General features: G+C 37.0%; 29 protein-coding genes. 14 read left to right on the plus strand and 15 right to left on the minus strand.

The genetic code is table 11. The features are described from left to right. Position 1 precedes the first annotated feature (1 nt). The 6 genes from hisB to ASE74_RS22670 all read left to right on the plus strand — a co-directional run bounded on the left by hisB (position 2) and on the right by ASE74_RS22670 (position 5584). Positions 2–1135 (plus strand): bifunctional histidinol-phosphatase/imidazoleglycerol-phosphate dehydratase HisB, encoded by a 1134-nt coding sequence (hisB, locus tag ASE74_RS22645; RefSeq protein WP_055914518.1) that lies wholly within the window; start codon positions 2–4, stop codon positions 1133–1135. A 199-nt stretch (positions 1136–1334) separates the two neighbouring features. After that, the gene (gene hisH / locus ASE74_RS22650) at positions 1335–1928 is read left to right on the plus strand and encodes an imidazole glycerol phosphate synthase subunit HisH (protein WP_055914522.1); all 594 of its coding nucleotides are present in this window, start codon (positions 1335–1337) and stop codon (positions 1926–1928) included. A gap of 1 nt (position 1929) precedes the next feature. Then, positions 1930–2679 (plus strand): 1-(5-phosphoribosyl)-5-[(5-phosphoribosylamino)methylideneamino]imidazole-4-carboxamide isomerase, encoded by a 750-nt coding sequence (gene hisA, locus ASE74_RS22655; RefSeq protein WP_055914524.1) that lies wholly within the window; start codon positions 1930–1932, stop codon positions 2677–2679. A gap of 120 nt (positions 2680–2799) precedes the next feature. Continuing rightward, positions 2800–3918, plus strand: coding sequence for an imidazole glycerol phosphate synthase subunit HisF (gene hisF, locus ASE74_RS22660; protein ID WP_235526205.1), 1119 nt, complete (start codon positions 2800–2802; stop codon positions 3916–3918). Positions 3919–3982: 64 nt separating this feature from the next. Next, positions 3983–4606, plus strand: a complete 624-nt coding sequence (gene hisIE / locus ASE74_RS22665; RefSeq protein WP_055914527.1) for a bifunctional phosphoribosyl-AMP cyclohydrolase/phosphoribosyl-ATP diphosphatase HisIE — start codon at positions 3983–3985, stop codon at positions 4604–4606. Between the two features lie 81 nt (positions 4607–4687). Next, complete coding sequence (locus ASE74_RS22670) at positions 4688–5584, plus strand: WD40 repeat domain-containing protein (RefSeq protein ID WP_055914530.1); 897 nt, start codon at positions 4688–4690, stop codon at positions 5582–5584. A 1-nt stretch (position 5585) separates the two neighbouring features. Here ASE74_RS22670 and ASE74_RS22675 read toward each other — a convergent pair whose 3' ends face one another. From ASE74_RS22675 to ASE74_RS22685, 3 genes are all read right to left on the minus strand, one after another. Further along, positions 5586–5888: a hypothetical protein gene (locus ASE74_RS22675; protein WP_235526199.1), complete on the minus strand. Its 303-nt coding sequence runs from the start codon at positions 5886–5888 to the stop codon at positions 5586–5588. Positions 5889–6045: 157 nt separating this feature from the next. Next, a complete protein-coding gene (locus ASE74_RS22680) occupies positions 6046–6252 on the minus strand; it encodes a hypothetical protein (protein WP_055914532.1) in 207 nt (68 codons plus the stop codon). A gap of 280 nt (positions 6253–6532) precedes the next feature. Next, a complete protein-coding gene (locus ASE74_RS22685) occupies positions 6533–7318 on the minus strand; it encodes a C40 family peptidase (RefSeq protein ID WP_055914535.1) in 786 nt (261 codons plus the stop codon). Between the two features lie 110 nt (positions 7319–7428). On the opposite strand from ASE74_RS22685, the gene ASE74_RS22690 reads away from it, so the two are divergent. After that, positions 7429–7881: a universal stress protein gene (locus tag ASE74_RS22690; RefSeq protein ID WP_055914956.1), complete on the plus strand. Its 453-nt coding sequence runs from the start codon at positions 7429–7431 to the stop codon at positions 7879–7881. A gap of 137 nt (positions 7882–8018) precedes the next feature. On the opposite strand, the gene ASE74_RS22695 is transcribed toward ASE74_RS22690, so the two are convergent. Both ASE74_RS22695 and ASE74_RS22700 read right to left on the minus strand, forming a co-directional pair. Continuing rightward, positions 8019–8261: an N-acetyltransferase gene (locus tag ASE74_RS22695; RefSeq protein WP_055914538.1), complete on the minus strand. Its 243-nt coding sequence runs from the start codon at positions 8259–8261 to the stop codon at positions 8019–8021. A gap of 139 nt (positions 8262–8400) precedes the next feature. Further along, positions 8401–8751: a 4Fe-4S dicluster domain-containing protein gene (locus ASE74_RS22700; protein ID WP_055914541.1), complete on the minus strand. Its 351-nt coding sequence runs from the start codon at positions 8749–8751 to the stop codon at positions 8401–8403. A 78-nt stretch (positions 8752–8829) separates the two neighbouring features. Between ASE74_RS22700 and ASE74_RS22705 the strand changes: the two genes are divergently transcribed. The 6 genes from ASE74_RS22705 (at position 8830) to ASE74_RS22730 (ending at position 14583) form a co-directional block, all read left to right on the plus strand. Beyond that, positions 8830–9846 (plus strand): acyl-CoA reductase, encoded by a 1017-nt coding sequence (locus ASE74_RS22705; RefSeq protein WP_055914544.1) that lies wholly within the window; start codon positions 8830–8832, stop codon positions 9844–9846. 68 nt (positions 9847–9914) lie between these two features. Next, the gene (locus tag ASE74_RS22710) at positions 9915–10118 is read left to right on the plus strand and encodes a hypothetical protein (RefSeq protein WP_055914546.1); all 204 of its coding nucleotides are present in this window, start codon (positions 9915–9917) and stop codon (positions 10116–10118) included. Between the two features lies 1 nt (position 10119). Further along, positions 10120–10803 (plus strand): cell division ATP-binding protein FtsE, encoded by a 684-nt coding sequence (locus ASE74_RS22715; protein WP_055914548.1) that lies wholly within the window; start codon positions 10120–10122, stop codon positions 10801–10803. Between the two features lie 128 nt (positions 10804–10931). Then, complete coding sequence (locus tag ASE74_RS22720) at positions 10932–11513, plus strand: nucleotide exchange factor GrpE (RefSeq protein ID WP_157255508.1); 582 nt, start codon at positions 10932–10934, stop codon at positions 11511–11513. Positions 11514–11690: 177 nt separating this feature from the next. Next, a complete protein-coding gene (gene dnaJ, locus ASE74_RS22725; RefSeq protein WP_055914551.1) occupies positions 11691–12854 on the plus strand; it encodes a molecular chaperone DnaJ in 1164 nt (387 codons plus the stop codon). An 814-nt stretch (positions 12855–13668) separates the two neighbouring features. Further along, positions 13669–14583 (plus strand): exopolyphosphatase, encoded by a 915-nt coding sequence (locus ASE74_RS22730; RefSeq protein ID WP_055914555.1) that lies wholly within the window; start codon positions 13669–13671, stop codon positions 14581–14583. A 36-nt stretch (positions 14584–14619) separates the two neighbouring features. On the opposite strand, the gene ASE74_RS22735 is transcribed toward ASE74_RS22730, so the two are convergent. The 10 genes from ASE74_RS22735 to ASE74_RS22780 all read right to left on the minus strand — a co-directional run bounded on the left by ASE74_RS22735 (position 14620) and on the right by ASE74_RS22780 (position 22953). Beyond that, on the minus strand, positions 14620–15306 hold the full coding sequence (locus tag ASE74_RS22735) for a hypothetical protein (protein ID WP_157255509.1): 687 nt from the start codon (positions 15304–15306) through the stop codon (positions 14620–14622). Positions 15307–15358: 52 nt separating this feature from the next. Continuing rightward, positions 15359–15925: a nucleoside triphosphate pyrophosphatase gene (locus tag ASE74_RS22740; RefSeq protein ID WP_055914563.1), complete on the minus strand. Its 567-nt coding sequence runs from the start codon at positions 15923–15925 to the stop codon at positions 15359–15361. A gap of 72 nt (positions 15926–15997) precedes the next feature. After that, entirely contained in the window at positions 15998–17215 is a 1218-nt protein-coding gene (locus ASE74_RS22745) for an IS4 family transposase (protein WP_055914566.1), read from the minus strand. Positions 17216–17395: 180 nt separating this feature from the next. After that, positions 17396–17785, minus strand: coding sequence for a Spy/CpxP family protein refolding chaperone (locus tag ASE74_RS22750; RefSeq protein WP_055914962.1), 390 nt, complete (start codon positions 17783–17785; stop codon positions 17396–17398). A 183-nt stretch (positions 17786–17968) separates the two neighbouring features. Further along, positions 17969–18496 (minus strand): HAD family hydrolase, encoded by a 528-nt coding sequence (locus tag ASE74_RS22755; RefSeq protein WP_055914570.1) that lies wholly within the window; start codon positions 18494–18496, stop codon positions 17969–17971. Positions 18497–18572: 76 nt separating this feature from the next. Continuing rightward, on the minus strand, positions 18573–18815 hold the full coding sequence (gene iscX, locus ASE74_RS22760) for a Fe-S cluster assembly protein IscX (RefSeq protein ID WP_025143141.1): 243 nt from the start codon (positions 18813–18815) through the stop codon (positions 18573–18575). Between the two features lie 89 nt (positions 18816–18904). Then, positions 18905–19237, minus strand: coding sequence for a 2Fe-2S iron-sulfur cluster-binding protein (locus ASE74_RS22765; protein ID WP_029275355.1), 333 nt, complete (start codon positions 19235–19237; stop codon positions 18905–18907). A 40-nt stretch (positions 19238–19277) separates the two neighbouring features. Next, the gene (locus ASE74_RS22770; RefSeq protein ID WP_055914573.1) at positions 19278–20042 is read right to left on the minus strand and encodes a Rossmann-like and DUF2520 domain-containing protein; all 765 of its coding nucleotides are present in this window, start codon (positions 20040–20042) and stop codon (positions 19278–19280) included. A 4-nt stretch (positions 20043–20046) separates the two neighbouring features. Further along, positions 20047–22512 carry a cytochrome c biogenesis protein CcsA gene (gene ccsA, locus ASE74_RS22775; RefSeq protein WP_055914575.1) on the minus strand — a complete coding sequence of 822 codons (2466 nt, stop codon included), beginning with the start codon at positions 22510–22512 and terminating at the stop codon, positions 20047–20049. Between the two features lie 9 nt (positions 22513–22521). After that, on the minus strand, positions 22522–22953 hold the full coding sequence (locus tag ASE74_RS22780; protein WP_055914580.1) for a cytochrome c maturation protein CcmE: 432 nt from the start codon (positions 22951–22953) through the stop codon (positions 22522–22524). A gap of 252 nt (positions 22954–23205) precedes the next feature. Between ASE74_RS22780 and ASE74_RS22785 the strand changes: the two genes are divergently transcribed. Next, on the plus strand, positions 23206–23886 hold the full coding sequence (locus tag ASE74_RS22785; protein ID WP_055914583.1) for a hypothetical protein: 681 nt from the start codon (positions 23206–23208) through the stop codon (positions 23884–23886). The last annotated feature ends 3 nt before the right edge of the window (positions 23887–23889 follow it).

Here is a 23889-nt window from a genome sequence, read left to right on the forward strand (position 1 = left end):
AATGAAAAAAGTATTATTTATAGATCGCGATGGAACGTTAAATATCGAACCAGATGATGAACAGGTAGATAGTTTTGCAAAGCTTAAATTTTATCCGCGATCATTATATTATTTATCAAAAATTGCAGCCGAGCTGGATTACGAACTGGTAATGGTTACCAATCAGGATGGATTGGGTACTGCTTCAAATCCTGAGGAAAATTTCTGGCCGATCCATAATTTTATGTTGGATACTTTTGCTGGCGAAGGTGTTCATTTTAGTGAAATCGTGATTGACAGAACTTTTGCAAAAGATAATGCACCTACCCGCAAACCAGGTACTGCTTTATTAACCAAATATTTTAGCGAAGATTACGACTTAAAAAATTCCTTTGTGATCGGCGATCGCTTAAATGATGTGGTTTTAGCAAAGAATTTAGGGGCTAAAGCAATTTTTCTGCGCCAGAATGATGCATTGGGTTCAACTGAAGCACTTGATAAACATGAAACGCTGTTAGATGTAATTATTTTGGAAACCAAGAAATGGGAAGATATCTACAATTTGCTTAAAGCAGGAAGCAGAAAGATTCACCATGAGCGTAAAACCAACGAAACAGATATTACCATTAACCTTGATCTGGACGGAACAGGAAAAGCAAAAATTGAAACAGGTTTAAACTTTTTCGATCATATGCTTGATCAGATTGCCAGACATGGAAGTGTTGATTTGGAGATAATTGCAAAAGGCGACTTGCATATTGACGAACACCACACCATAGAAGATACTGGTATTGCATTGGGTGAAGCCTTTGCTAAAGGATTAGGCAATAAATTAGGCATCGAAAGGTATGGTTTTTGTTTGCCAATGGACGATTGTTTGGCCCAGGTAGCCATCGATTTTGGAGGAAGAAACTGGATTGTTTGGGATGCTGAATTTAAACGCGAAAAGGTTGGAGATATGCCTACAGAGATGTTTTATCATTTTTTCAAATCGTTCAGTGATGCTGCAAAATGCAATTTAAACATAAAAGCAGAAGGCGATAATGACCACCATAAAATTGAAGCCATATTTAAAGCATTCGCAAAAGCCATTAAAATGGCTATAAAACGCGATGCAGAGAAAATGGTATTACCGAGCACAAAGGGACTATTGTAAAAAAGGTGAAAGGCTGAAAGGTTTAGGGCAGAGGGTTTGAAGCCCATCCGCTGTTAAATAAACCTGATAGAGCGGAATAGCCCGCATCCCGATTTTTCATCGGGAGCGGACTATAAGCGATAGCGGGACTACAGGCCCTATGAAAAGCCGACTTTCATTTTCAAACCTCATAAATAAAAGGAATCTGAAATACAAAACTATGATTGGAATAGTAAACTACGGAGCAGGAAACATTTTCTCCCTTACCGCTGCTTTAGACCGCTTAAATGTGACCTACGGAATGGTAAATACTGAAAGTGACCTCGAAAAATATAGCCATATTATCATTCCAGGCGTTGGCCATGCGGGTGCTGCCATGGAAAAATTAAAGGCAACAGGTTTGGTTGAAGCGATTAAAAAACTAACTAAACCAGTTCTTGGAATTTGTGTGGGCATGCAACTGATTACCGAACATTCGGAAGAAGGTGATGCAGCACTTTTAAACATTGTTCCGGTTAAAACCAAAAAATTCGATAAGCTACTGAATATCAAAATACCACATATGGGTTGGAATGCAGTAAGCCCAAAAAGCAATTCATTATTTGAAGGTGTTGAAGATAATACACAATTTTACTTTGTGCATTCGTACTTTATTGAATATAACCCTATTTTTGACATCGCATCTGCCGATTATGGATTAAAGTTTTCGGCAGCGGTACAAAAAGATAATTTTTACGGTGTTCAGTTCCACCCCGAAAAATCGGGAAAAGCCGGCGAATTAGTATTAAAAAATTTTTCAAACTTAAGCTTATAAAATGTACATAATACCTGCTATTGATATTTTGGATGGAAAAGTGGTCCGTCTTCGTGAAGGTGACTATAACCAAAAAACGGAATATGATGTTTCTATCCCCGAAATGATAGAAAAATACCGTTCAAATGGTACAGATTTTATCCATATTATTGATTTAAATGGAGCCAAAGGTGATTTCAGTAATCAAAAAACGCTTTTCGAAATCATCAAGAAAACTGAAATGAAAGTGCAGTATGGCGGTGGCATCAGAACCATTGAGCAGGTAACGAATTTACTAGATGCCGGAATTCACCGCGTAATTGTAGGTACACAAGCCATTACCAATCCTGAATTTTTACCACAGTTAAGCGAGGCTTTTGCTAAAAAAGACGATTATGCTAACCGAATTGTAATTGCAATTGACGTTTTAGATGAGGTAATTAAATATTCTGGCTGGATGGAAAGTTCGCCGATTAAACTGATGGATTACGTTGATAAATGTCTTTCATTAGGATTTTTCCGCTTCTTATGCACTGATATCAGCAAAGATGGAAAATTAGGAGGTGCAGCAGTCGATTTATATGAAAAATTGCTTGAACACTCTCCAATGATCAAATTAATTGCTTCAGGTGGTGTAAGTTCTATGGAGGATATTTATGAATTGGCCAAATACCCAATTAGAAGTGTAGTAGTTGGAAAAGCAATTTACGAAGAACGCATTACCATCGAAGAAATTAAAGAGTGGAATTTGAAGGCCTTATCAAGTATCTAACCCCCCAACCCCCTAAAGGGGGAGTTAATAGCATAGTTAAAGATGACTTATAAAATAAATGAGGATGATATTGATTTTTTACAAGTCAATGAACCTAATATGTTCTATGGTGCATCAAATATGATTTTTGAAAATGCTAAACGCCTAAGAAACAAGGTCACTGAAGCTGAAAATTTACTATGGCATGTTATCAGTAATAAACAATTAGGAGTAAAATTTAGAAGACAACACCCTATTTCATCTTTTATCGCTGACTTTTACTGTCATGAGGCAAAATTAATTATCGAATTAGATGGAAGCGTCCATGATCTACCGGAGGTTATTAATAATGATATTGAAAGACAAAAAGTTCTCGAGGGATTTGGAATTAAGGTAATGAGATTCAAAAACACTGAACTTTACAATAATTTAGACTCAGTTTTGGAAAAGATAAAAGAAGCCATACAGGCTAAGCAATTCGCATCTCCCCCTTTAGGGGGCGGGGGGCTAAGTAAAAGAATAATCCCTTGTTTAGACGTTAAAGACGGCCGTACGGTAAAAGGTGTAAACTTTGTTGATTTACGTGATGCTGGCGATCCGGTTGAACTAGCGGCACAATATGCACAACAGGGTGCTGATGAATTGGTTTTCCTTGATATTACGGCTACCCACGAGCGTCGAAAAACGATGATTGAAATGGTTAAATCAGTTGCCAGGCAATTGAATATTCCTTTTACCATTGGTGGTGGAATAACCGAAATTGCGGATGCGGAAGCGTTATTAAATGCAGGAGCGGACAAAATCAGCATCAATTCGGCCGCAGTTAGAAATCCAAAGCTAATTGAAGACCTGGCTAAAACTTTTGGAGTACAATTTGTGGTTTTGGCTGTCGATACTAAACATGTAGACGGTAAAAATATGGTTCACTTAAATGGTGGACGATTAATTACCGAGCTGGAAACTGAAAGCTGGATAAAACAGGCAGAAGATTTAGGCGCAGGAGAAATCCTGTTAACCTCTATGGACCATGATGGTACAAAAGCAGGTTTTGATTGTGGATTATTAAGCAAAGTAAACCAAATGATCAATATCCCAATTATAGCATCAGGTGGAGCAGGCAGTATGGAGCATTTTACTGAGGTTTTTGAAAAAGCCAATGTTGATGCCGCACTTGCAGCTTCGGTATTTCATTATGGCGAAATCCTGATTCCTGATTTAAAGCAAGAATTAAAAAGGAATAATATTCCGGTAAGAATATAAACCCCTAAATCCCCTAAAGGGGACGTTACCACTCAATATGGTAAAGTATAAAATAGAATAATAAATGATTGAAAAAAAAATAGATGTTAGCCAAATTGATTTTGGCAAAACTCCCCCTTCAGGGGGCTGGGGGGTCCCGGTAATCATTCAGGATCATAAAACTTTAGAGGTTTTAATGCTGGGCTATATGAATGCTGAAGCATTGGAGAAAACGCAAGCTGAAGGCAAAGTAACTTTCTTTTCGCGTTCTAAAAACCGCCTTTGGACAAAAGGTGAAACCAGCAATAACTTCTTGTTTGTTAAAGAACTTTTTGTAGACTGTGATAACGACACCATTCTGATTAAGGCCGATGCCGTTGGGCCAACCTGCCATACTGGTAGCCGCAGTTGTTTTAAAACAGATTTCAATCAAAATTTCATCTTCGAACTCGAAAACATCATTACCGATCGATACGAAAATCCTGTTGAAGGTTCGTATATCAATAAAATGCGTGCTAAAGGGTTAAACAAAATTGCTCAAAAAGTTGGTGAAGAGGGTGTAGAAACCGTAATCGCTGCCCTTGCCGAATCGGAAGAAGAACTCATTGGTGAAGCATCAGATCTTGTTTTTCACCTTTTATTTTTATTGAAAGAAAAAGGTTTATCGATTCAGGATATTGCGAAGAATTTAGAAACTAGACACAGATAAGGTTTGAGGTGGAAGGCGTAAGGTTTAAGGTGCTATATGCCTAACCCTACACCCTAAACATTAAACCATGAACCTCAAGAAATGCTCAAACACCTACATACCTTCCCCGGACACCAAAACCCTGTTTATGCGCTTGCCAACTCAGATGAAGATGGTGTATTTTTTAGTGCAGGCAACGATAAAGGTGTTGTAGAGTGGTCGTTAAATGAAATGGCTTTTGTGAAGGTTAAAATGCCAGTGCAGAGTTCAGTTTATTGCCTGCATTATTACAACAATCAATTATTTGTTGGGGAAAGGAGTGGCGCTTTTAGTGTTTACGATCTCAAAGATCAGAAAATAATAGTCAGGGTAAATGCCCACACTAAACCGATTTTCAACATACAAACCGTAAAAGGAAAAAACGAGCTTTTAACCACGGGCGAAGATGGAACGGTTGCGGTGTGGTCATTAGTAGATTTTACAGAAATCTATCGTTTCCAGGTGGCTTACGATACCGTTAGGACCATTGCAATTGCACCCAATGAAAGCGAAGTTGCATTTGGTTGCAAGGATCATTTGATCAGGATTTACAACCTTGCAGATTATAGCTTGAAACAATCATTGGAGGGGCATTCATTACCTGTTACCTCTTTGGCTTATCATCCCACAGGCAAATATTTAATTTCAGGAAGCCGAGATGCACAACTAAAAATATGGGATCTGCCGAATTACGAACTCAGAGAAACTGTTCCGGCACACATGTTTACCATTTATGATATTGCCTTTCATCCTACCCTGCCTTATTTTGCCACGAGCAGTCAGGATAAGAGCATTAAACTTTGGGATGCAGAAAACTTTAAACTGTATAAAATTTTAAGTTTAGAAAAAGCAGGTATAGGGCATACTCATTCGATTAATAAAATCATCTGGAGCAATGACGGCAAATACTTAATTTCTACAGGTGATGATCGGCAGGTGATGGTTTGGGAGATGGAATAATTTAAGATTTCTTTTTATTTATTCTTTTCTGCAGCTCTTTTATATCAGCTAAGTCTTTGAGCCTTCCAGAAGCAATCTTATTGGCAATAAAATCCTGAACATTGATAAAAGGCGTGACTAAACCATCAATTTCAGCATCAATTTTATTTTCGAAGGCTTCATCAAACTCAACACCCGAAATTGCATTTAATATATCAATCCTTAATGGTGGATAGCCAATTTGTGAAACATAGTTTTCTTTTAAAAAATCATCTTTCTTAAACCCTAGTGATGCGAAACCGAATTCAGTCAATACATCAATCATTTTTTCAGCGTTTTCGTGATCTGGCTTAATCCAAATGTCTAAATCACCAGTATGTCTGGGTCTGCCATGATATGCTAAGCATGAGCGCCCACAATCATATATTTAACATCATGCTTATTTAAGAGTTCTATAAACTCTATAAAGTCAGGCTCAAATATCATAATTTACGATGTGTTATAACCTTATCCATTTTTTCAGGAAATGAACTGTTTAACCAGGTGAAATAACTTTTCCTTAAAGAAACGACAGTTTTAAGCCGTTCTTCTGGAGCTTGAGCAAGCCAAAAGGCAATATCCAAAGCATCTTCATCCTCCATCTTTACCTGATTGAACACCATTGCCATTTTCCTTATTTTCGGCTCCATATTCGCTTTAATTATCTATACAAATATAATCAAAAAGAGCAAAAAAGGGACATAGATGATGCTTTGCATAAAGGTTTTGTATTGTTGGTCGGCAAATTATGGTTTAGGAGATGGATAACTAGTTTTTTAATTTTAAGCTCCGTCATGCTGAATTTATTTTATAAGTAGAAATATTATTTTTAATTGTCTTGTAGCTCCTGCGTAGTCAACATCTTTCTTGATAAAAATACCCTGAAATAGTTTTTGTGTGCCATTGCCTCCAAAACCGCATTCCACAAACTTAATCCACAAAACGTTTAATAATTCTCAGCTTATGCGAATATTTACCTAATTCCTTATTAAAAATACCCTGATCATCAATCGGATCTATTTTTACTTTGGCTGAGGAATGGATAATTTCATTGGGACTCAGCATAATACCTACGTGAGTAATTCTGCCTTCTTCGTTATCGAAGAAAGCAACATCACCAGCCCTGCATTCTGCCAAAAAGCCAACCAATTCGCCTTGTTCAGCCTGCTGTGAGGCATCTCGGTTTAACTTAATACCCAACATTTTAAATACGGTTTGGGTAAAACCCGAACAATCAAGGCCAAATAAATGCCTTCCACCCCACAAATATGGTATGTTCTGAAAAAATTTAGCAGTTTCAGTTACCTTATCTATAAAATTTACAGCACTGTTATCATATGCTCCGAAATTTAATTTAAACTTTTCTTCGCCCGCATAACAAAAACCATCCTTTAAAAATGGAAGGTTACTGGCCGGACTCAAATGATAGCTACTTCCATCAGCCGCTGTTAATACGTTATTAAAACTTAATGGGGCTAGTAACTTACAATCATGCATTTCTGCAAACTGATTTTGGGTAATTGGTGCCAATTGCCTAAAATCCATCCAGCCCTCATAACCGTCATAACCATTCTGAATCAGCCACCATCGATCTTCTTTCTGTATAATTTCGACATGATCGCCAAATAAAAGTTGCGAAACAATTTCTGCCTGATCTGATGCATCTGCTCTTAAGGGTGCTACAGCAACCCTACAAATACCGTATTGATTTTCCATTTAAATCTGCTCGTGAAACTATTGTAAAACTAATAAAATACATCCATTGCCTAACATTTTGCATGCAAATTTGTTATTTTTATGATGATCAACTTTTAAATCAGCTTGCCATGAATTTTAAAAAAATATTAATCGCCGTTGATAACAGTACCTGTTCAGAAAAAGCGGCAAAAGCCGGTTACGACATGGCCGAAAAATTTGGAGCAGAAGTTGCATTGGTTAACATAATCGAACCCGTACCTGCCAATGTAAATCCAGATTTAACCCTGGCACCTGTATTTTTGGAGACTTACGACAATAGTGAAGAAAACAGCCATATCTTACTTAAAGAAATGGAAACTAAATATGGAAAAGGAATTACCACGACTTATTTAAGCATAGTAGATACCGCAGCGCATGGCATTATACAGCAATCTGATGAGTGGGGATCTGATTTAATTGTAATTGGTACTTACGGCCGCACAGGATTATACCACTTCTTAATGGGAAGCGTTGCAGAACACGTTGCAAGGAAATCGGCCTGCCCAGTGTTAATTATCCCTAATAAATGTGATGTTGATTAGGTTTAGGGTTTAGGGTTTAGGGTTTAGGGTTTAGGGTTTAGGGTTTAGGGTTTAGGGTTTAGGGTTTAGGGTTTAGGGTTTAGGGAAAACTAAAATATTCGGCTATAGTTTTTTCAGATGTAAACTTATATAATTAGTTAAAGCGTTAACCGTTTTGAAAAATATATTCTTTTGTGCCCCTGAGGAAAATCTTGTATTTCGCCAATTGGTTCATAACCGTTTTTTAAATAGAACTTCTCTGCTTGAAAATCAAAAGTGTCAAGCATAGCGACTGATGCTCCTCTTGCTCTTGCAATATCTTCAACATATTTTAGAATGCAGGTACCTATACCCTGACTTCTATATTCTAATTTTACCCAAATTATATTGATTAATCCCATCCACAATTTTTCTTACGTCCTCTTTTCCGCAAGGAGTTATTTTTATGTTATCGATCATAATAAATTTGAGCTATAAGTCTCCATAAACAAAAAAAGTCTCACTTTAGGTGAGACTTTTTTTATAAATATTTAAGTTTGACTACCCTTCTTGGTGTAACCAGGCTTTTTTAGCCAACAATTCATCTTCTGTTTCGCGGATATCTTCGTCATCTACACAACAATCAACCGGACAAACTGCCGCACACTGTGGCTCATCATGGAAGCCTTTACACTCCGTACACTTATCGGATACAATGTAATACACTTCATCCGAAACTGCTTCCTGTGCTGAGTCAGCCTCAATTTGTTGATTACCAAAATCAATGATACCGTTTAAATTGGTACCATCAGAAAAACGCCATGCAGTACCGGCATCGTAAATTGCGTTATTAGGACATTCCGGTTCGCAAGCCCCACAATTTATACACTCATCTGTTATTTTAATCGCCATGTTTTCGTCTAATTCTTTTGCTTAGTTTACCTTTGCGATGCAAATATAATATATAATCACTTAATAATAATTCTAAATATGTCAGCATTAACTCAAGAAAAAGCAATATCCGCGTTTAACCAACTAGGCACATTGCTTACAAACCCTACTGACATACTAGGAAATGCATTTTATAGCGCTGAAAATACCAATGCATGGTTCACCGCAGAAAATATAAAAAAATCTATTTTATCATTTGCTGAGATGTTAAATGAGGCCGATTTAACCGTTTGGTTCAAATCAATCAGGTTTAGTAACTCCCCAAAGAAAGTGGGTTTAATTTTAGCAGGAAATATTCCTCTTGTAGGTTTGCATGATGTTTTAAGTGTACTGGCTACTGGAAATATTGCCCTGATAAAACTTTCTTCGGCTGACGATAAATTGATTAAAGCGGTAATTGCAGCACTGATAGAAATAGAGCCCGCTTTTGATACTCACATCCAATATGTAGAACGTTTGAAAGATTTTGAGGCCGTTATTGCCACAGGAAGTAACAATTCATCACGCTATTTTGATTATTATTTTAGCAAAGTGCCAAACATCATCAGGAAAAACAGAAACAGTGTTGCCGTTTTAGATGGTTCGGAAAGTTTTGAAGACATCCAGAATCTGGGCAACGATATTTTTGATTATTTTGGATTAGGCTGCAGAAATGTAGCAAAACTTTATTTCCCGAAAGGTTACGATATTGCTAATTTTTATGAAGGTATAGAAAGCTTTCAGCCCATTATAAGCCATTTTAAATACAATAATAATTACGATTACAATAAATCTATTTACCTGGTTAATGCAGCTAAGCACTTCGACAACGGATTTTTATTGTTAAAAGAAGATGAAAGCTTTACCTCGCCACTGGCTGTTCTTTTTTATGAAGAATATGAGCATCTGCAGGAGGTTGAAGAAAAGTTGAAAGATAAATCTGAAAACATTCAGTGTGTGATTACCAAATCTCCGTTAAATTTTAAAACTTTTGATTTCGGCCAAAGTCAGCATCCAAAACTTTGGGATTATGCCGATGATGTAAATACAATTGAGTTTTTGAACAAGCTAAACTGAATTTCTGTATTTTAGTCTTTAAGCTTTCTCCTTTGGGCTTTCAGCTTAAATAGCTATTTTTGGACACAATGTATATCGTTAAAGTTAAAGGCATAGCCAAAATTCCAGATTACGTACAGTTAAGAGATGACAAGTTTACACTTTTAGCTTATTTTAGGGTTGATAGACCTGATAAATCGCTGGAAAAACTCGGACTTGGAGACAAGCAGGAATACATTATGGAAATGGTTAAAGATTTGCCTTACGGGCAGATTGCAAAATTAGAAATATAATATGGCAGGCAATTCAGTAATTCATTTAAGCAATGTTGATGTTTTTCAGCAGAAACATTTAGTCCTCTCCAACGTAAATTTACATATCGAAAAAGACGAATTTGTTTTCCTGATCGGGCAAACAGGCTCCGGTAAGAGTAGTTTGCTTAAAATATTATATGGCGACCTTCATATTGGTAATGGCGATGGTAATATTGCCGGTTTCGACCTTAAAAATCTAAAAGAAAGTCAGGTGCCTTTTTTACGCCGTAAATTAGGCGTGGTATTTCAGGATTTTCAACTACTTACTGATAGAACAATTGAAAAAAACCTCGAATTCGTACTCAAAGCAACAGGCTGGAAAGACGAAAAACTAATTAATGAACGCATTAAAGATGTTTTGGACAAAGTTGGTTTACGTTCTAAAATTAAAAAAATGCCCCATGAAATTTCGGGAGGTGAACAACAGCGTATCGTTATTGCGAGGGCTTTGCTAAACGATCCTGAAATTATACTTGCCGATGAACCTACAGGAAATTTAGATCCGGAAACATCAGAAGAAATTGTAACCCTTTTAAAGCAAATTAGCCAGGCCGGAACTGCGGTTTTAATGGCCACTCACGATTACCACATTATCCGTACTTTCCCTTCACGCATTATTAAATGTGAAAATGGTGTGGTGCATGAAGATGCACAAATCGTATAAAAAATTCTGACATCCGTCAGCTAATCAGCCAATCTGTTCAGATAAATACAAATAAATCTGACAGCTTGGCTGATTTCCGTTTATGGCAAAATAGTTGAGATTAACACAAAAAAATTCAGCCTAGTATTATGTTTAATAAGAAGAAAAATAACGATAAAGAAGAAAATATAATGAATCCTGAAAATACATCAGAAAATACTGCTGAAAATGTAGAGAATACTGATGCTTCTGCAAATGAAACTGAGCAGGCTCCAGAATTATCTGCTGAAGAAAAATTGCAAGCAGATGTTCAACAGCTTAACGACAAATATTTACGTTTATACGCAGAATTCGACAATTATAAACGCCGTACCCAAAAAGAACGTGTAGAATTATTGCAAACTGCTGGTAAAGATGTAATTGTATCGCTTTTACCAGTTTTAGATGATTTCGACCGTGCGTTAAAAGCAATGGAAACTGCTGCTGATGTTGCTCCGGTAAAAGAAGGTATTTTGTTGGTTAGTACAAAACTGAAAAACACACTGGCACAGAAAGGCCTGAAAGATGTAGAAAGCATCAGCCAACCTTTTAATACCGATTTCCACGAGGCAATTACCAATATCCCAGCCCCTACTGAGGATTTAAAAGGAAAAGTAATTGATGAAGTTGAAAAAGGATATACCTTAAATGATAATGTAATCCGCTTTGCTAAAGTTGTAGTTGGAGCATAAAAAAGTAAATTATTGAATGATTGAAATTTGAATGGTTGAATGCTAAAAGCCATTCTCTTATTCCATCAGTCATTTAATCATTAATACAGAAATAATTATTGAATAATTGAATTTTGAATAATTGAATTAACATTCTCTTATTCCATTACTCAATCATTCAATCATTTTATAAAGAAGATGAGTAAAAGAGATTATTACGACGTATTGGGCGTAGCCAGGGGCGCAGCTGCTGATGAGATAAAGAAAGCCTACCGCAAGATGGCGATTAAATATCACCCGGATAAAAACCCTGGGGATAAAGCTGCTGAAGATAAATTTAAGGAAGCCGCCGAAGCCTATGAGGTATTAAGCAGTCCGGAGAAAAAACAACGTTATGATCAATATGGTCATGCAGGAGTTGGTGGCGCAAGTAGCGGTGGCTACGGCGGTGGCGGCATGAACATGGACGATATTTTTAGCAATTTCGGCGATGTATTTGGCGGCCATAATCCTTTCGAAAGCTTTTTCGGCGGTGGTGGCGGCGGTCAGCAACGTGGTGGCCGTAGGGTTGCCAAAGGCTCTAACCTCCGTATAAAAGTTAAATTAACCCTTGAAGAAATTGCACACGGCGCAGAGAAAAAAATCAAGGTTAATAAATTAATCGTTTGTAAAACCTGCGATGGCTCGGGCGCAAAAGATAAATCATCAGTAAGTACTTGTGGTACCTGCGGAGGTAGCGGCCAGGTGCGTAGGGTAACCAATACCATTTTGGGCCAGATGCAAACAGCATCTACATGCCCTACTTGTAATGGTAGCGGACAACAGATTACTTCGAAATGTACTGTTTGCCATGGAGACGGTGTGGTACGTGGAGAAGAAACAATTACCATTAACATCCCTGCCGGAGTAAGCGAAGGCATGCAGTTAAGCATGAGTGGAAAAGGAAATGCAGCTCCTAATGGCGGTATCCCAGGTGATTTAATTATTTTAATTGAAGAAACACCACATGAAACCTTAAAACGTGAAGGCAATAACATTGTATACGATTTGCATTTAAGCTTTGTTGATGCTGCTTTAGGAATGAGCATCGAAGTACCAACCATTGATGGTAAAGCAAAAATTAAAATCGATCCAGGAACTCAAAGTGGTAAATTATTGCGCTTAAAAGGTAAAGGTTTACCAGAAGTGAACTCTTACCATAGGGGTGATGAAATTATCCATATCAACATCTGGACACCAAAAGCTTTAAGCAGCGACGAACGCAGTGCTTTAGAGAAACTTCGTGAATCTCCAAATTTTAAGCCTCAACCAGGTAAAAATGATAAGAGTTTCTTCGAAAGAATGAAAGAATACTTCGAGTAATTATTAATATTAAATTTAAGAACCGATGTCGCAAGCATCGGTTTTTTTATGCAATCGTCATGCTGAATTTATTTCAGCATCTGTATTAATTCACATCAGCTATCTGAGAAATTGTTTGCCTTGGGGTTACCAAATTTGCAAAGCAGGTATTAAACAGCAATATAGATGAATTCAAAAATGCCTTTAGAAAAAACTCAATATCAATATTCACCTATCGGTCGGTTGTTTCACCTACCGGAACTAAGCAGCCTATATAAACGAAATTACATGATTGCTTAGCTTAATATTTTGACCCGTAAGATAACAGTAATTTGAAAAGCAGTTGAGTAATTATATTGGCATCAGTCGGGCTATACGCTATAGCTCCGAATAAAAATCGGAGGCTGCCGCTGCTATCCCGTTTATTAACAACAGTTTTTGCTACTATTTAAGGTAGCCTGGCCAGTGCCAATTTTTCACCTACCGGTTGGTGTTTCACCGATTGAAAATGAGCAGCATCAAAGGATCAAATTACATGATTGTTTCATCTTAATACATTGGTCGGACAAACACCGACCATTAGAAAAAGATGGATGAAGAAAATAAATCGGATTCACCTATCGGTTGGTGTCTCACCGACCGAAACTAAATAGTACTTGATAAACACCATGCTATTTCCCCCAAAAACCACAGGCCTTAATAAAATAAACCTGATAGCAATGGTATTTCGGTTCACTTCATTTAATTTAGCAAAAACATTAACGAAATTTAATGGATAGCAGGACCACAGTTTCCGAAGAAACACTGCTACTGCTTTCCAAAACCCAAAAAAACTATGCGCATTGCTATTATCGATCTTGGCACCAACACTTTCCATTTGCTTATTGCTGAAAAAGAGGGAAAGCAATTTGAAATTCTTTATAAAACCAATGTACCCGTTAAGTTAGGCGAAGGTAGAATTAACGATAATCTCATCATTCCTGAAGCCTTTGAAAGAGGAATAAGCTGTCTTGAAAATTTTAGCCGGACCATCTCCGAGTTCCGGGTTGATGAGGTAAGGGCGACAGCTACTTCGGCGGTAAGAAGTGCTAAAAATGGAAATGAATTTGTAGATGTGGTTAAAGCTAGAGCAGGAATAACGATCGAAACCATTACCGGCGATGAAGAAGCTAAATTAATTTACCAGGGTGTAAAACTAAGTGGTGCAGTTACTGAGCTATCGTTAATTATGGATATTGGAGGTGGGAGCGTAGAATTTATTCTTTGTGATACCGAAAGATTAATCTGGAAGAAAAGTTATAACATTGGCGCTGCGCGTTTAATGCAACAGTTCTTTAAATCCGACCCATTGGCCGATGAAGAGAAAAATGCCATTTTGTTCCATGTTCAAAATCAATTGACAGATCTTTTTGATATCTGCGAAAAATATAAACCAAAAATACTAATCGGTTCAGCTGGTGCATTTGAAACATTTGCAGCACTTATCACGAGAAAAAACAATCAAAAGGCAGACATTGCCACAATGAAAACTTTAGCATTAAATTTTGATGATTACATAGAAACAGCAATTAAAATACTCAATTCAACACATCAGGAAAGAACCGAAATGCAAGACATAATTCCTTTACGGGTAGATATGATTGTTATTGCTGCCTTGATCACTAATTACATATTGGGTAGAACAAAAATAAACCATTTGAAGCTTTCTACATATGATTTAAAAATGGGCGTACTTGCCAGTATGATATAATAACAGATATCCATTTCTATAGGTGACTTCTTTACACTAATGTAATTTACTTTTCTTTGGTGCAATAATCATACGTCCCATAATCATGGGTTCTTCTTTTTTAAGCTTAAGGTCATTCTGTTTGTCTTTAGAAAAATTGAGTATTAGCATACCATTATATCGTATACTTTCAACAATTATCTGGTTATTTTTAACGTTAAATTTATCACCTAAACTTATCTCATACCGGCCATTTTCATCGGTTGTTGCAAAAAACTTGGTATCAACAATGATTAATCTAATCCCTGCTGCAGGCTTATTATCGGCACCAAAAACATAACCAAATACTTTTTTAGGTATAATCGGTTTTATATCTCCGTGCTTGTGGTTAATACTTTTTACAGTTTCAATTGGTGCTTTAATATTTTTAGCCTGTGCATCCATCACAAAAATGCTCATGCCTATAGCCAGCACTCCAACATATTTCATCCAGTTTCTATTTGTTGTTGGTACAACTGACAAATGATAATTAAGCTGGTTTAATTGAGTTTGGCTCAACCGGCCGCATACAGAGGAACCTGAATTGGATAATACACCGATGATTTCGGCATTAGTATAGCCTGAAAAATCAATTACATTTTTACTACAGGCTGTACAAAAATTAAAACCTGCACCCTTTTCCATTTCATCCCAATTTTGCAAACAGGGTTCAGCAATGGTAACTTCGTTAATTCTCCTTTTCATCGTGATCATTTTATTAGATGATGTAACGATGTAGGATATTCCACAAAAAGATTTAAATAAATTTAAGGAGTTCGTTATAAAGCTTTTCGGTTGGCAAGCCCATTACATTCGTATACGAACCCTCAATGCGCTCTACTACAACAATTCCCCACCAATCTTGCACACCATAACTGCCTGCTTTATCATAAGGTTGGTAATTATCGATGTAGAAATCAATTTCCTCACTGGTAACGGCTTTACAGTACACTTCTGTACGATCATAAAATGAATGACTTTTATCGCCTTTAACAACCGTTACGCCTGTAAATACTTCATGCCTGCTGCCTGAAAGTTTCTTGAGCATTTCCTGTGCGTGTGCCCTATCGGTTGGTTTGCCTAAAATTTCGCCATTTAAAGCTACAATAGTATCGGCGGTAATTATAATTTCACCATCTCCGGTAAACGCCTTTGCTTTTTGCTCTGATATATAAACTGCAATTTCTGCCGGACTTAAACCATCAGGATAACTCTCATCAACATCTTTTAATTCTACTTTAAAATTTAAACCCATAAGGGTTAACAGTTCTTGTCGGCGTGGCGATTTAGAGGCTAAAACAATAGGGGGAAAATTTACAGGCATATTTTATTTTTTTGCTAAAATAAGAAAAGCGGCCTAAAGCCAGTCATGGTCGGAAGAAATTCCGGCCATTTTTTATGTTTTAAAAAATAGGCCCGGATCTCCACCACATTGCACAACGATCATAGCAATTGTTAGGTCTCTAACCTCCATAGCGAAACGCCTTTTAGCAGTCTTATAACCGATTTTATTAGCTTTTTTGTACATCAAAAGCATCATTACAACAATCAGTGTCATGTACAGCACTACCTGTATCCCATTTTTGTTAAGCGAAACAAGATGGCTGACATTGAGTTCCTGTTTTAGGAATCGGAAAAAGACTTCTATGTCCCAACGCCTTCTGTATGCTTGTGAAATCTCCGCCGCGGAGCGTTGGAAGTCATTGGTCAGTAGCCAATATTCCTTCTGATCTTCTCCCTTGCTCTTAACTACTACAAGCCGAAAAGGGATGTCCACCAATTCTTCGCTATAATATTTTTTGCCGTTTTTATTGATGGGAATACCGGTGTAGAGCTGAACCTTACGGTCGCTGACCAGTACGGATTCACCCAGATCGAGCTCCATTCCCTCAGTAATGAACGAGCCTAGTTCAACCAGTTTCCTGTTTTCCTTTGATCTGCAAAGGAAAGTTATCTTCTCCTTGCTGAAAGCAGCTATCGTTCTGGTTGATTGCAGCCCTCTGTCCATCACATAGATATTCTGGTGGCCTGCTTCCTTTCCTATATGCCCCCTTACAACTTCCGGCAATGCATTATCCTCGTTTCCGTAGCTGGGGTTGGTGAATACGGTTGAATAACATGGCAAAACACCATCAAAGGCAATGCTATACTTGACCGCCTTTTTGCCACTTTTGTTATCGATCCCTTCCATGAGCTTACCGACACTTTCGCTGACCATGGAACTATCTACCCTGATCAGGTTGTTCTTCTTCCGCTCTGTGGATGTATATGCCCTGGAAAATTGCTCATAGATACAATCATATATCTGCTTAAAATAGTCAGGATCAACCTTGGACAATCGCTCAGAAATAGAACTTCTGCGTACCGTTTCATCTTCATCTAGATTGAAAAGCATCTTGAATACAGAATCATTAAATGTGTCTTCCAGGGTTCGTTGGCTCAGTCTGTCATTGTCCAGGATGCCATAGAGCAATAAATAGAACAGCTTATTGCCCTGCAGAACCTTTGCATAATGGTCGATCCTGGTAGTAAGAGACAAATTTGATAAAAGCGCCTCGGGAATGAAGCCAAGCAGCTGTTTTACTGTGGTGTTGTGATCCTTAAATATGGCCATATCTTATTGATTATCAGTCTATAAGATACAAATAATAATCAATAAAAACAAGCTAATCTCCTGATTTACAGGTGTTTATTTTGATAAAATAACCTCCTCAAAACAAAAAAAAGTCGGAAGATTTTTCTTCCGACCATGACTGGCCTAAAGCCGCTTTCTTATTTAATATTTTAACAAGATTTAGTTGTTGCCACCACCTTGTCTACGTTTTTCCATTTCGGCACGTTGCTCTTTTTGCCAGGTTTCGTAAGTTTTTTTCTGATCGTCAGTTAATACAGCATTTACTTTTGCATCATTATCAGCACGCATTTTTTGCATTTTCTCTCTCATTGCATCTCTATCACCACCTTGCATTTCTTCGCGCATTTTTTTCATGGTTTCTGCCTGCTCAGTAAAAACAGCTGTTAATTTCGTTTTCTGATCGTCAGATAGTTTTAATTTCTCGTCTAACTGTTTTACGCGGTCTTCAGGTTTCATCATCATTCTGCCTTGTCCACCACCTTGTTGTTGCGCGTTAGCAAAACCAGCTATACCTAGCATTAATCCGCAAATCATCATTAATTTTTTCATGTTGTTTTTGTTGTTTTTGGTTGAAAATTGAGATGGTTTGAGTCTAAAAAAAAACAATAGTTTAATGGCAAAATGTAACTTAGCTGTTGCAAATTACAATGTGCTGCGTTTCACACCTTCCGAAATAACTTTGTTAAGACGGAATTATTTTGCAGCACCCAATAAATTATAAATTAAGCTAAATTACATGCCAGAATCGGCAGCGTTCGGATTTTCATCATGCCATCTGCCCTGCACTTTCATCACTTTTTCGATAATATCGCGAACAGCAGTTTTGCCTCCTTTATAGGGAGATACAAATGTAGAAATGGCTTTTATTTCTTCTACGGCATCAGCCGGACAGGTTGGAAGCCCTACCAGTTTCATTACTTTTAAATCAGGGATATCGTCGCCCATATAAAGCACTTCTCCGGCAGTAATATTTTTATCCTGAAGGTATTGATTAAAGATGGCTACCTTATCTCCGGTTCCAAGGAAAACATCGGTAACCCCTAAATTGAAGAAGCGTTTTCCCATTGCAATACCATCACCACCAGAAATGATACAAATGTTATATCCCTTTTTAACTGCCAATTGCATGGCATAACCATCTTTAATGTTAAATGTGCGTAGCGATTGACCATTATCAGTAACCTGAACTGACCCATCGGTAAGCACACCGTCTACATCAAAAATGAAAGTGGTGATCTCTTTTAGTTTTTGGAGAAACATCTTTAGCTGGGGTTTGGAACTTGGAGTTGGAAGTTTAATGGAGCATCAAAACTCTAAACTCATTACTCCAAACAAATTACTGATTATCTCTCCACTCGTACACCCAGGCAGATTGAATTTGCTCTAAATGCCCTTCGCTGCTTTCCTCACGGGTACCCTTAAAGTTTGGTAAGGATAAAACCCATTCTAAAAGCTCAGTAAAGCGGATACGGTAGATTTTAGCTTCTGTAAAGTCATCACCGAATTTCTCATATAAAGACATTGCAATATCTTCATAATCATTCCAGTAAAAAGGTAAAGCAAATTTATCGTTGTTCATGTTGTTTTGTTGGTTAATTGTTGAAATTGGTAATCGGCTAAATTTATAAATTGGCTAACCGACTAATGACTTTTGCTTTGGGACTATACCTAGTGACCCATAAAGTCTGATTGATCTGGAATGGTAACTTCAATATCGCCATTAATTACCACACATTGGCAACCCAGGCGGGAAGTAATTTTCGGACGGACAGCTCTGTCGATAAAGTCTTCTTCTTTGTCGGAAATCTCTTCGATATTATCCATGCCCTTTGTTACGTATACATGGCAGGTACTGCAACCACAAACACCACCGCAGTTGTGTTGTAATTCAATTCCGTTATCCAGACAAACATCTAAAACAGATTCTCCCGCTGCTATTGGCAATTCAATAGATTCGTGATCTGCTTCTTCAAAATTTATTTTTAGTTTAAAAATGCTCATAATTATTTTGCAAAAGTAATAAGCAAAAGCCGTAATAATACTATTTCAGCGTTAATTTTATGCTATCGCTTAATGTTTGATAAATATTCTGCAACCCGGGCATGCTTGTTAACATGCTCATGTGCTTATTTAAAGTATTTTCATCAGCCCGTACTGCTGGTCCCGTCTGCACATTTTCAGGCAGATTGCTCATTACCTTATCAGCCGTTTCGGCAATTAGAGGTCTGATGATTTCGAAATCCAAATCATTCTGATTCAAAATTTCATTGGCTAAAGTGTAAAGGTGGTTCGGAAAATTACAGGCAAACACGGCTGCCAGGTGTAATACTTTTCGCTTCTCTCCATCTAACGGATATACTTTAGCACTTAATTTGCTTGCTAAATTGGTTAAAACAGTTAGTTGATCTTCGTTACCAGCTTCAATACAAAGTGGAATATTTACGAATGAAATTTCCTTCCCTTTAGAAAAAGTTTGCAAAGGATAAAAAACACCCGCATTTTTCACCAGTGAGGATAAAGTATTAATATCTGTAGTTCCTGATGTGTGCACCACTAAACCATTTACATTTTTTAATGATCTGGCAACTGCGGCGATGGCATCATCTTTTACCGAAATAATATATAAATCAGCATTCTGTTCAAGATCATTTAAATCGCTTACTGCTTTGGTTTCTATTAAATTAGCTAAAAACTGTGCATGATTTAGATTAGGGCTATAAACCTGCACCACCTCTTCACCTACAGCCTTTAAAGCCTTGGCCAATTGTGTGGCAACATTACCCGAACCTAATAAAACAATCTTCATGTTGTTATGCTACTTTGGCCTCTTTTCTTCTTCTGAAAATTGAAAGTAAGAAACCAACAACCATTACAATGGTACCTGCCCAATATAAATTGATAAATGGAAACTCAATTGCCTTAAAAACAACCCAATCTTTAGCTTGCTGAGGTTTTTCAAAAATCTGAAGTTCCACTTTTTTCTCATCTGGTAATACCCTCGAAAAACGGAATTTCAGATCAAGTTCATCAACCTTACGTGCGAAATCAAAAGTATTGTTACCTTTTATTAAAAAGATAGGCTCTGTGTTGTAAATTTTACCCGCAGCACTAATCTCTAAAGGTAAACCAACAGCGTAATCGCCCTGGCCTAATGCTAAATCTTTTGCGGTAGGCTTTCTGTTTAAATCTTTAACGGTAACTATTCCACTTGAGGTATGAATGGTATCCCCTACCGAAACCTTTACAATACGAGGTGCTTTATAGTTTTCATCATCCGAATGCCCTTCATGGTCATCATGCGATTCTTGTTTAACAGCCGCACTCGTAATGTGTGTATAAACATCGTAAGTTAAATAGTGCTTGGTATCAGGAGATGCAATTAAGCCCATTTTTTCATTTGCCTGAACATGCGGATGCAAGTTAAAATCTTCTTTAACCTTACCTTCTTTATCTAAAACTTTAAAATTAAGCGTATAAATGGTATTTGGTGCCACTGTGGTATCGGCTACATAGGTTACAGTATACTTACCCATTTGTTTTGGCTCGTTTTTGTATAACATTATGTTCTCGCCAGGCTTTTCTGTTTTTTCAAAACCTTCTACAGGAATAAATTTATTCGCATTGATGGAAATTGGCTTATTTGTAGCGGCAGAAATTAATGCACCTAAAATTAAGAAAGCAAAACCAATGTGAGCAATTGCAGATCCGGCCAGTTTGGCTTTACCACCAAAAGCCTGATACAATATGGCTGCATTGGAAAGTACAGCAAATAAACAACTAAAAGTAATCAGGATGTACATGGTGTTGGTGTAGATTTCTGCTACATACACCAAACCCGCAGTTAAAACAATTGAAAAAACAATTGCAGAAATTAAGCTGCTATAAAATTTGCGCGGGTCGGTTCTTTTATATTTTAAATATTGAGAGAAACCTGAAATTAATGTAATTAACACCGCAAATGGTGCCTGCCATTGGTTGTAATACTTTACAGCATCAATAGGAGGAGTAAATTTAGTACCGAAAGCCTTATTAAATACTGGCACTGAGGTAGAGAAAATAACCTGAATACAGGCAATGGTTACTACCAAAGCTCCGATAAACATCCAGAATTCGCGCGAATAGGTTTCTTCATCTTTGGTGGTAATCGGCAATTCTTTCCACCTGATTACAATTAATACAACTGCTAAAACGGCAAATACAACATTGTATAAAATTAAGTGCCCAAACATACCCATATCGGTAAATGAGTGAACGGATGTATCGCCTAAAATACCGCTTCTGGTTAAAAACGATGCATAAAGCACCAATAAGAAACTTAAAAATACCAATGCAATGGCTGTAAAATAAGCATGACCGGTATTTTTATATGCAATCATTACGTGTACAGCACCAATTAAGGTTAACCATGGAATTAAAGAGGCATTTTCTACAGGATCCCAAGCCCAGAAACCACCAAAATTTAAGGCTTCATAAGCCCAAAACGAACCCATAATAATACCTGTACCTAAAACCATTACCGCAAAAAGCGTCCATGGTAATGCTGGTTTAATCCATTCTTTATATCTTTTTTGCCATAAAGCTGCAATTCCGTAAGCAAAAGGCACAACCATACTTGCAAAACCCAAAAACAAAGTTGGCGGGTGAATAACCATCCAGTAATTTTGCAACAATGGATTTAATCCTCTCCCATCAGTAATGAATTTTAAATAATTAGCGAAATTTTCAGGATTTGCAAAAACAACAGGTGCCATTGATTTTAAATCAAGAGAATCTCTTAGTAGTATAAAAGGAGAACTTCCGATGCGCTCTCCTAAAATTTCTACACCCAAAAGCATCGATGTTAAAAACACCTGTGAAAAGGCCACAACTGTCATTACAGGGCGCTCCCAGGTTTTAGCTTTCCAGATTAATAGAGTACCTAAAAATGATTGCCAAAAAGCCCAAAGCAAGAAACTACCTTCCTGTCCTTCCCAAAAAGCAGAAATAATAAAGTGTATTGGAAGCTGTTTTGATGAGTGCCAATAAATGTAACTGTACTCATTGTAGTGACCTAATACCAGGTAGAATAGAATTGCTCCTATACCAATAATACAAGCAAAATTAATTAAGAACCCAATACGGCCTAAATTTCGCCAGGATTTATCTTCTAAATTCTTCTCGCGACTGGCATAAAAGTATGCGATTGTTGAAAGTAATGATGCACTAAACGCCAGTACAATAAAAAACTGACCGATTTTACCCGGCAGCAGGTGTTCGCCTACAAATTGAATATCCATTAAAATTAGTTATATTTTTTTTTCGCCGTACTTACCTACAGTATCAACCTTACCATCCTTGTTGATTTCAACCAGGTTATCGTTATATTTAGAAGGGCATTTCATTAAAATTTTGGATGCGTAAAATTTGTCCTGATCCATTTTACCAATCAAAACCAATTTTTCTGACTTTTCAAAATCTTGTGGCTTAGTACCTGCATACACTACCTCTCTTACTTCTCCCTTTTCATCTTTCATATGGAATGAAAAATGGTTGGCATCTTTTACCGCATCGTAATACGTACCTTTTGATTTTTCCCAATAGCCCATTACGTGCTCTTCTTTGTTAGAAGTAGCGGCCTGTTTGAAATTAGAGTAAGTATCTGTATTTGCGTTTAAGCTAAATAAAATCCCTACGGAAATTGCGATGGTAATTAACCCAATGATTGCACTTTTCTTCATGATGATGTGTATTGTAAAAGCTGGGAACAAAGATAGAAAAATAGGCTTAGCAAGCATTCTTTTACATTTTTCTTGTCTTTATATTGACAATTACCTGATTTTTATCAGAAATATTTTCAACAAAAGCATCTATTTATAACTGATCTTAAGGAATATCTTAAATCCGATAAAACTTAGCTTCGAAATTATTAAGTTTGACCCATCAGATTTTATTCCTTTTTACATCCCACAATAAACATAAACCGGATAAACATGAACTTGAAACAGTTTTATAAGCTATTGCTATTTATTTTTCTAATACCCATTTTAAGTTCCTGTTTTGAAGTAGTTGAGGAAATTACCTTGAAAAATGATGGAACCGGAGATGTTGTATTAACCATAAACCTGAGCCAGAGCAAAACCAAAGTAGCTTCGGTAATGCTACTTGATAGTGTACAGGGATACAAAGTACCGAGTAAACAAAAAATACAACAAGAACTTAATGAAGCTGTAGCTTATTTAAAAAAATCGGAAGGCATTTCGAATGTAAAGAGCACAAGTGATTTTAGCAATTACATTGCAACCATCAGTTTTTCGTTTAAAGATGTTTCGAACATCAATAATATCACTAAAAACATCCTTGCGCAGCAAAAAATTAAGGCTACAAATACATCCTCATACAGTTATAACAAAACCACAAAAACTTTTAACAGGAAATATCAGCCTGTAGGTACAGCAAAAACCGAATTCAATAAATTAAAGGCGAAAGACAAAGCTGTTTTTAATGGCGCAACCTATACCAGTATTTACCGTTTCGAATCTCCTGTAACAAGTAGCACTAACCCGGCATCAAATGTGTCGAAATCCAAAAAAGCAGTAATGTTAAAAACCAGCATCATGGATTTAATTAATGGAAAAATTAACGTATCAAACACGATACAACTGTCTAAATAAAAT

The organism is Pedobacter sp. Leaf216 (assembly GCF_001421515.1).
Taxonomy (GTDB): Bacteria; Bacteroidota; Bacteroidia; order Sphingobacteriales; family Sphingobacteriaceae; genus Pedobacter.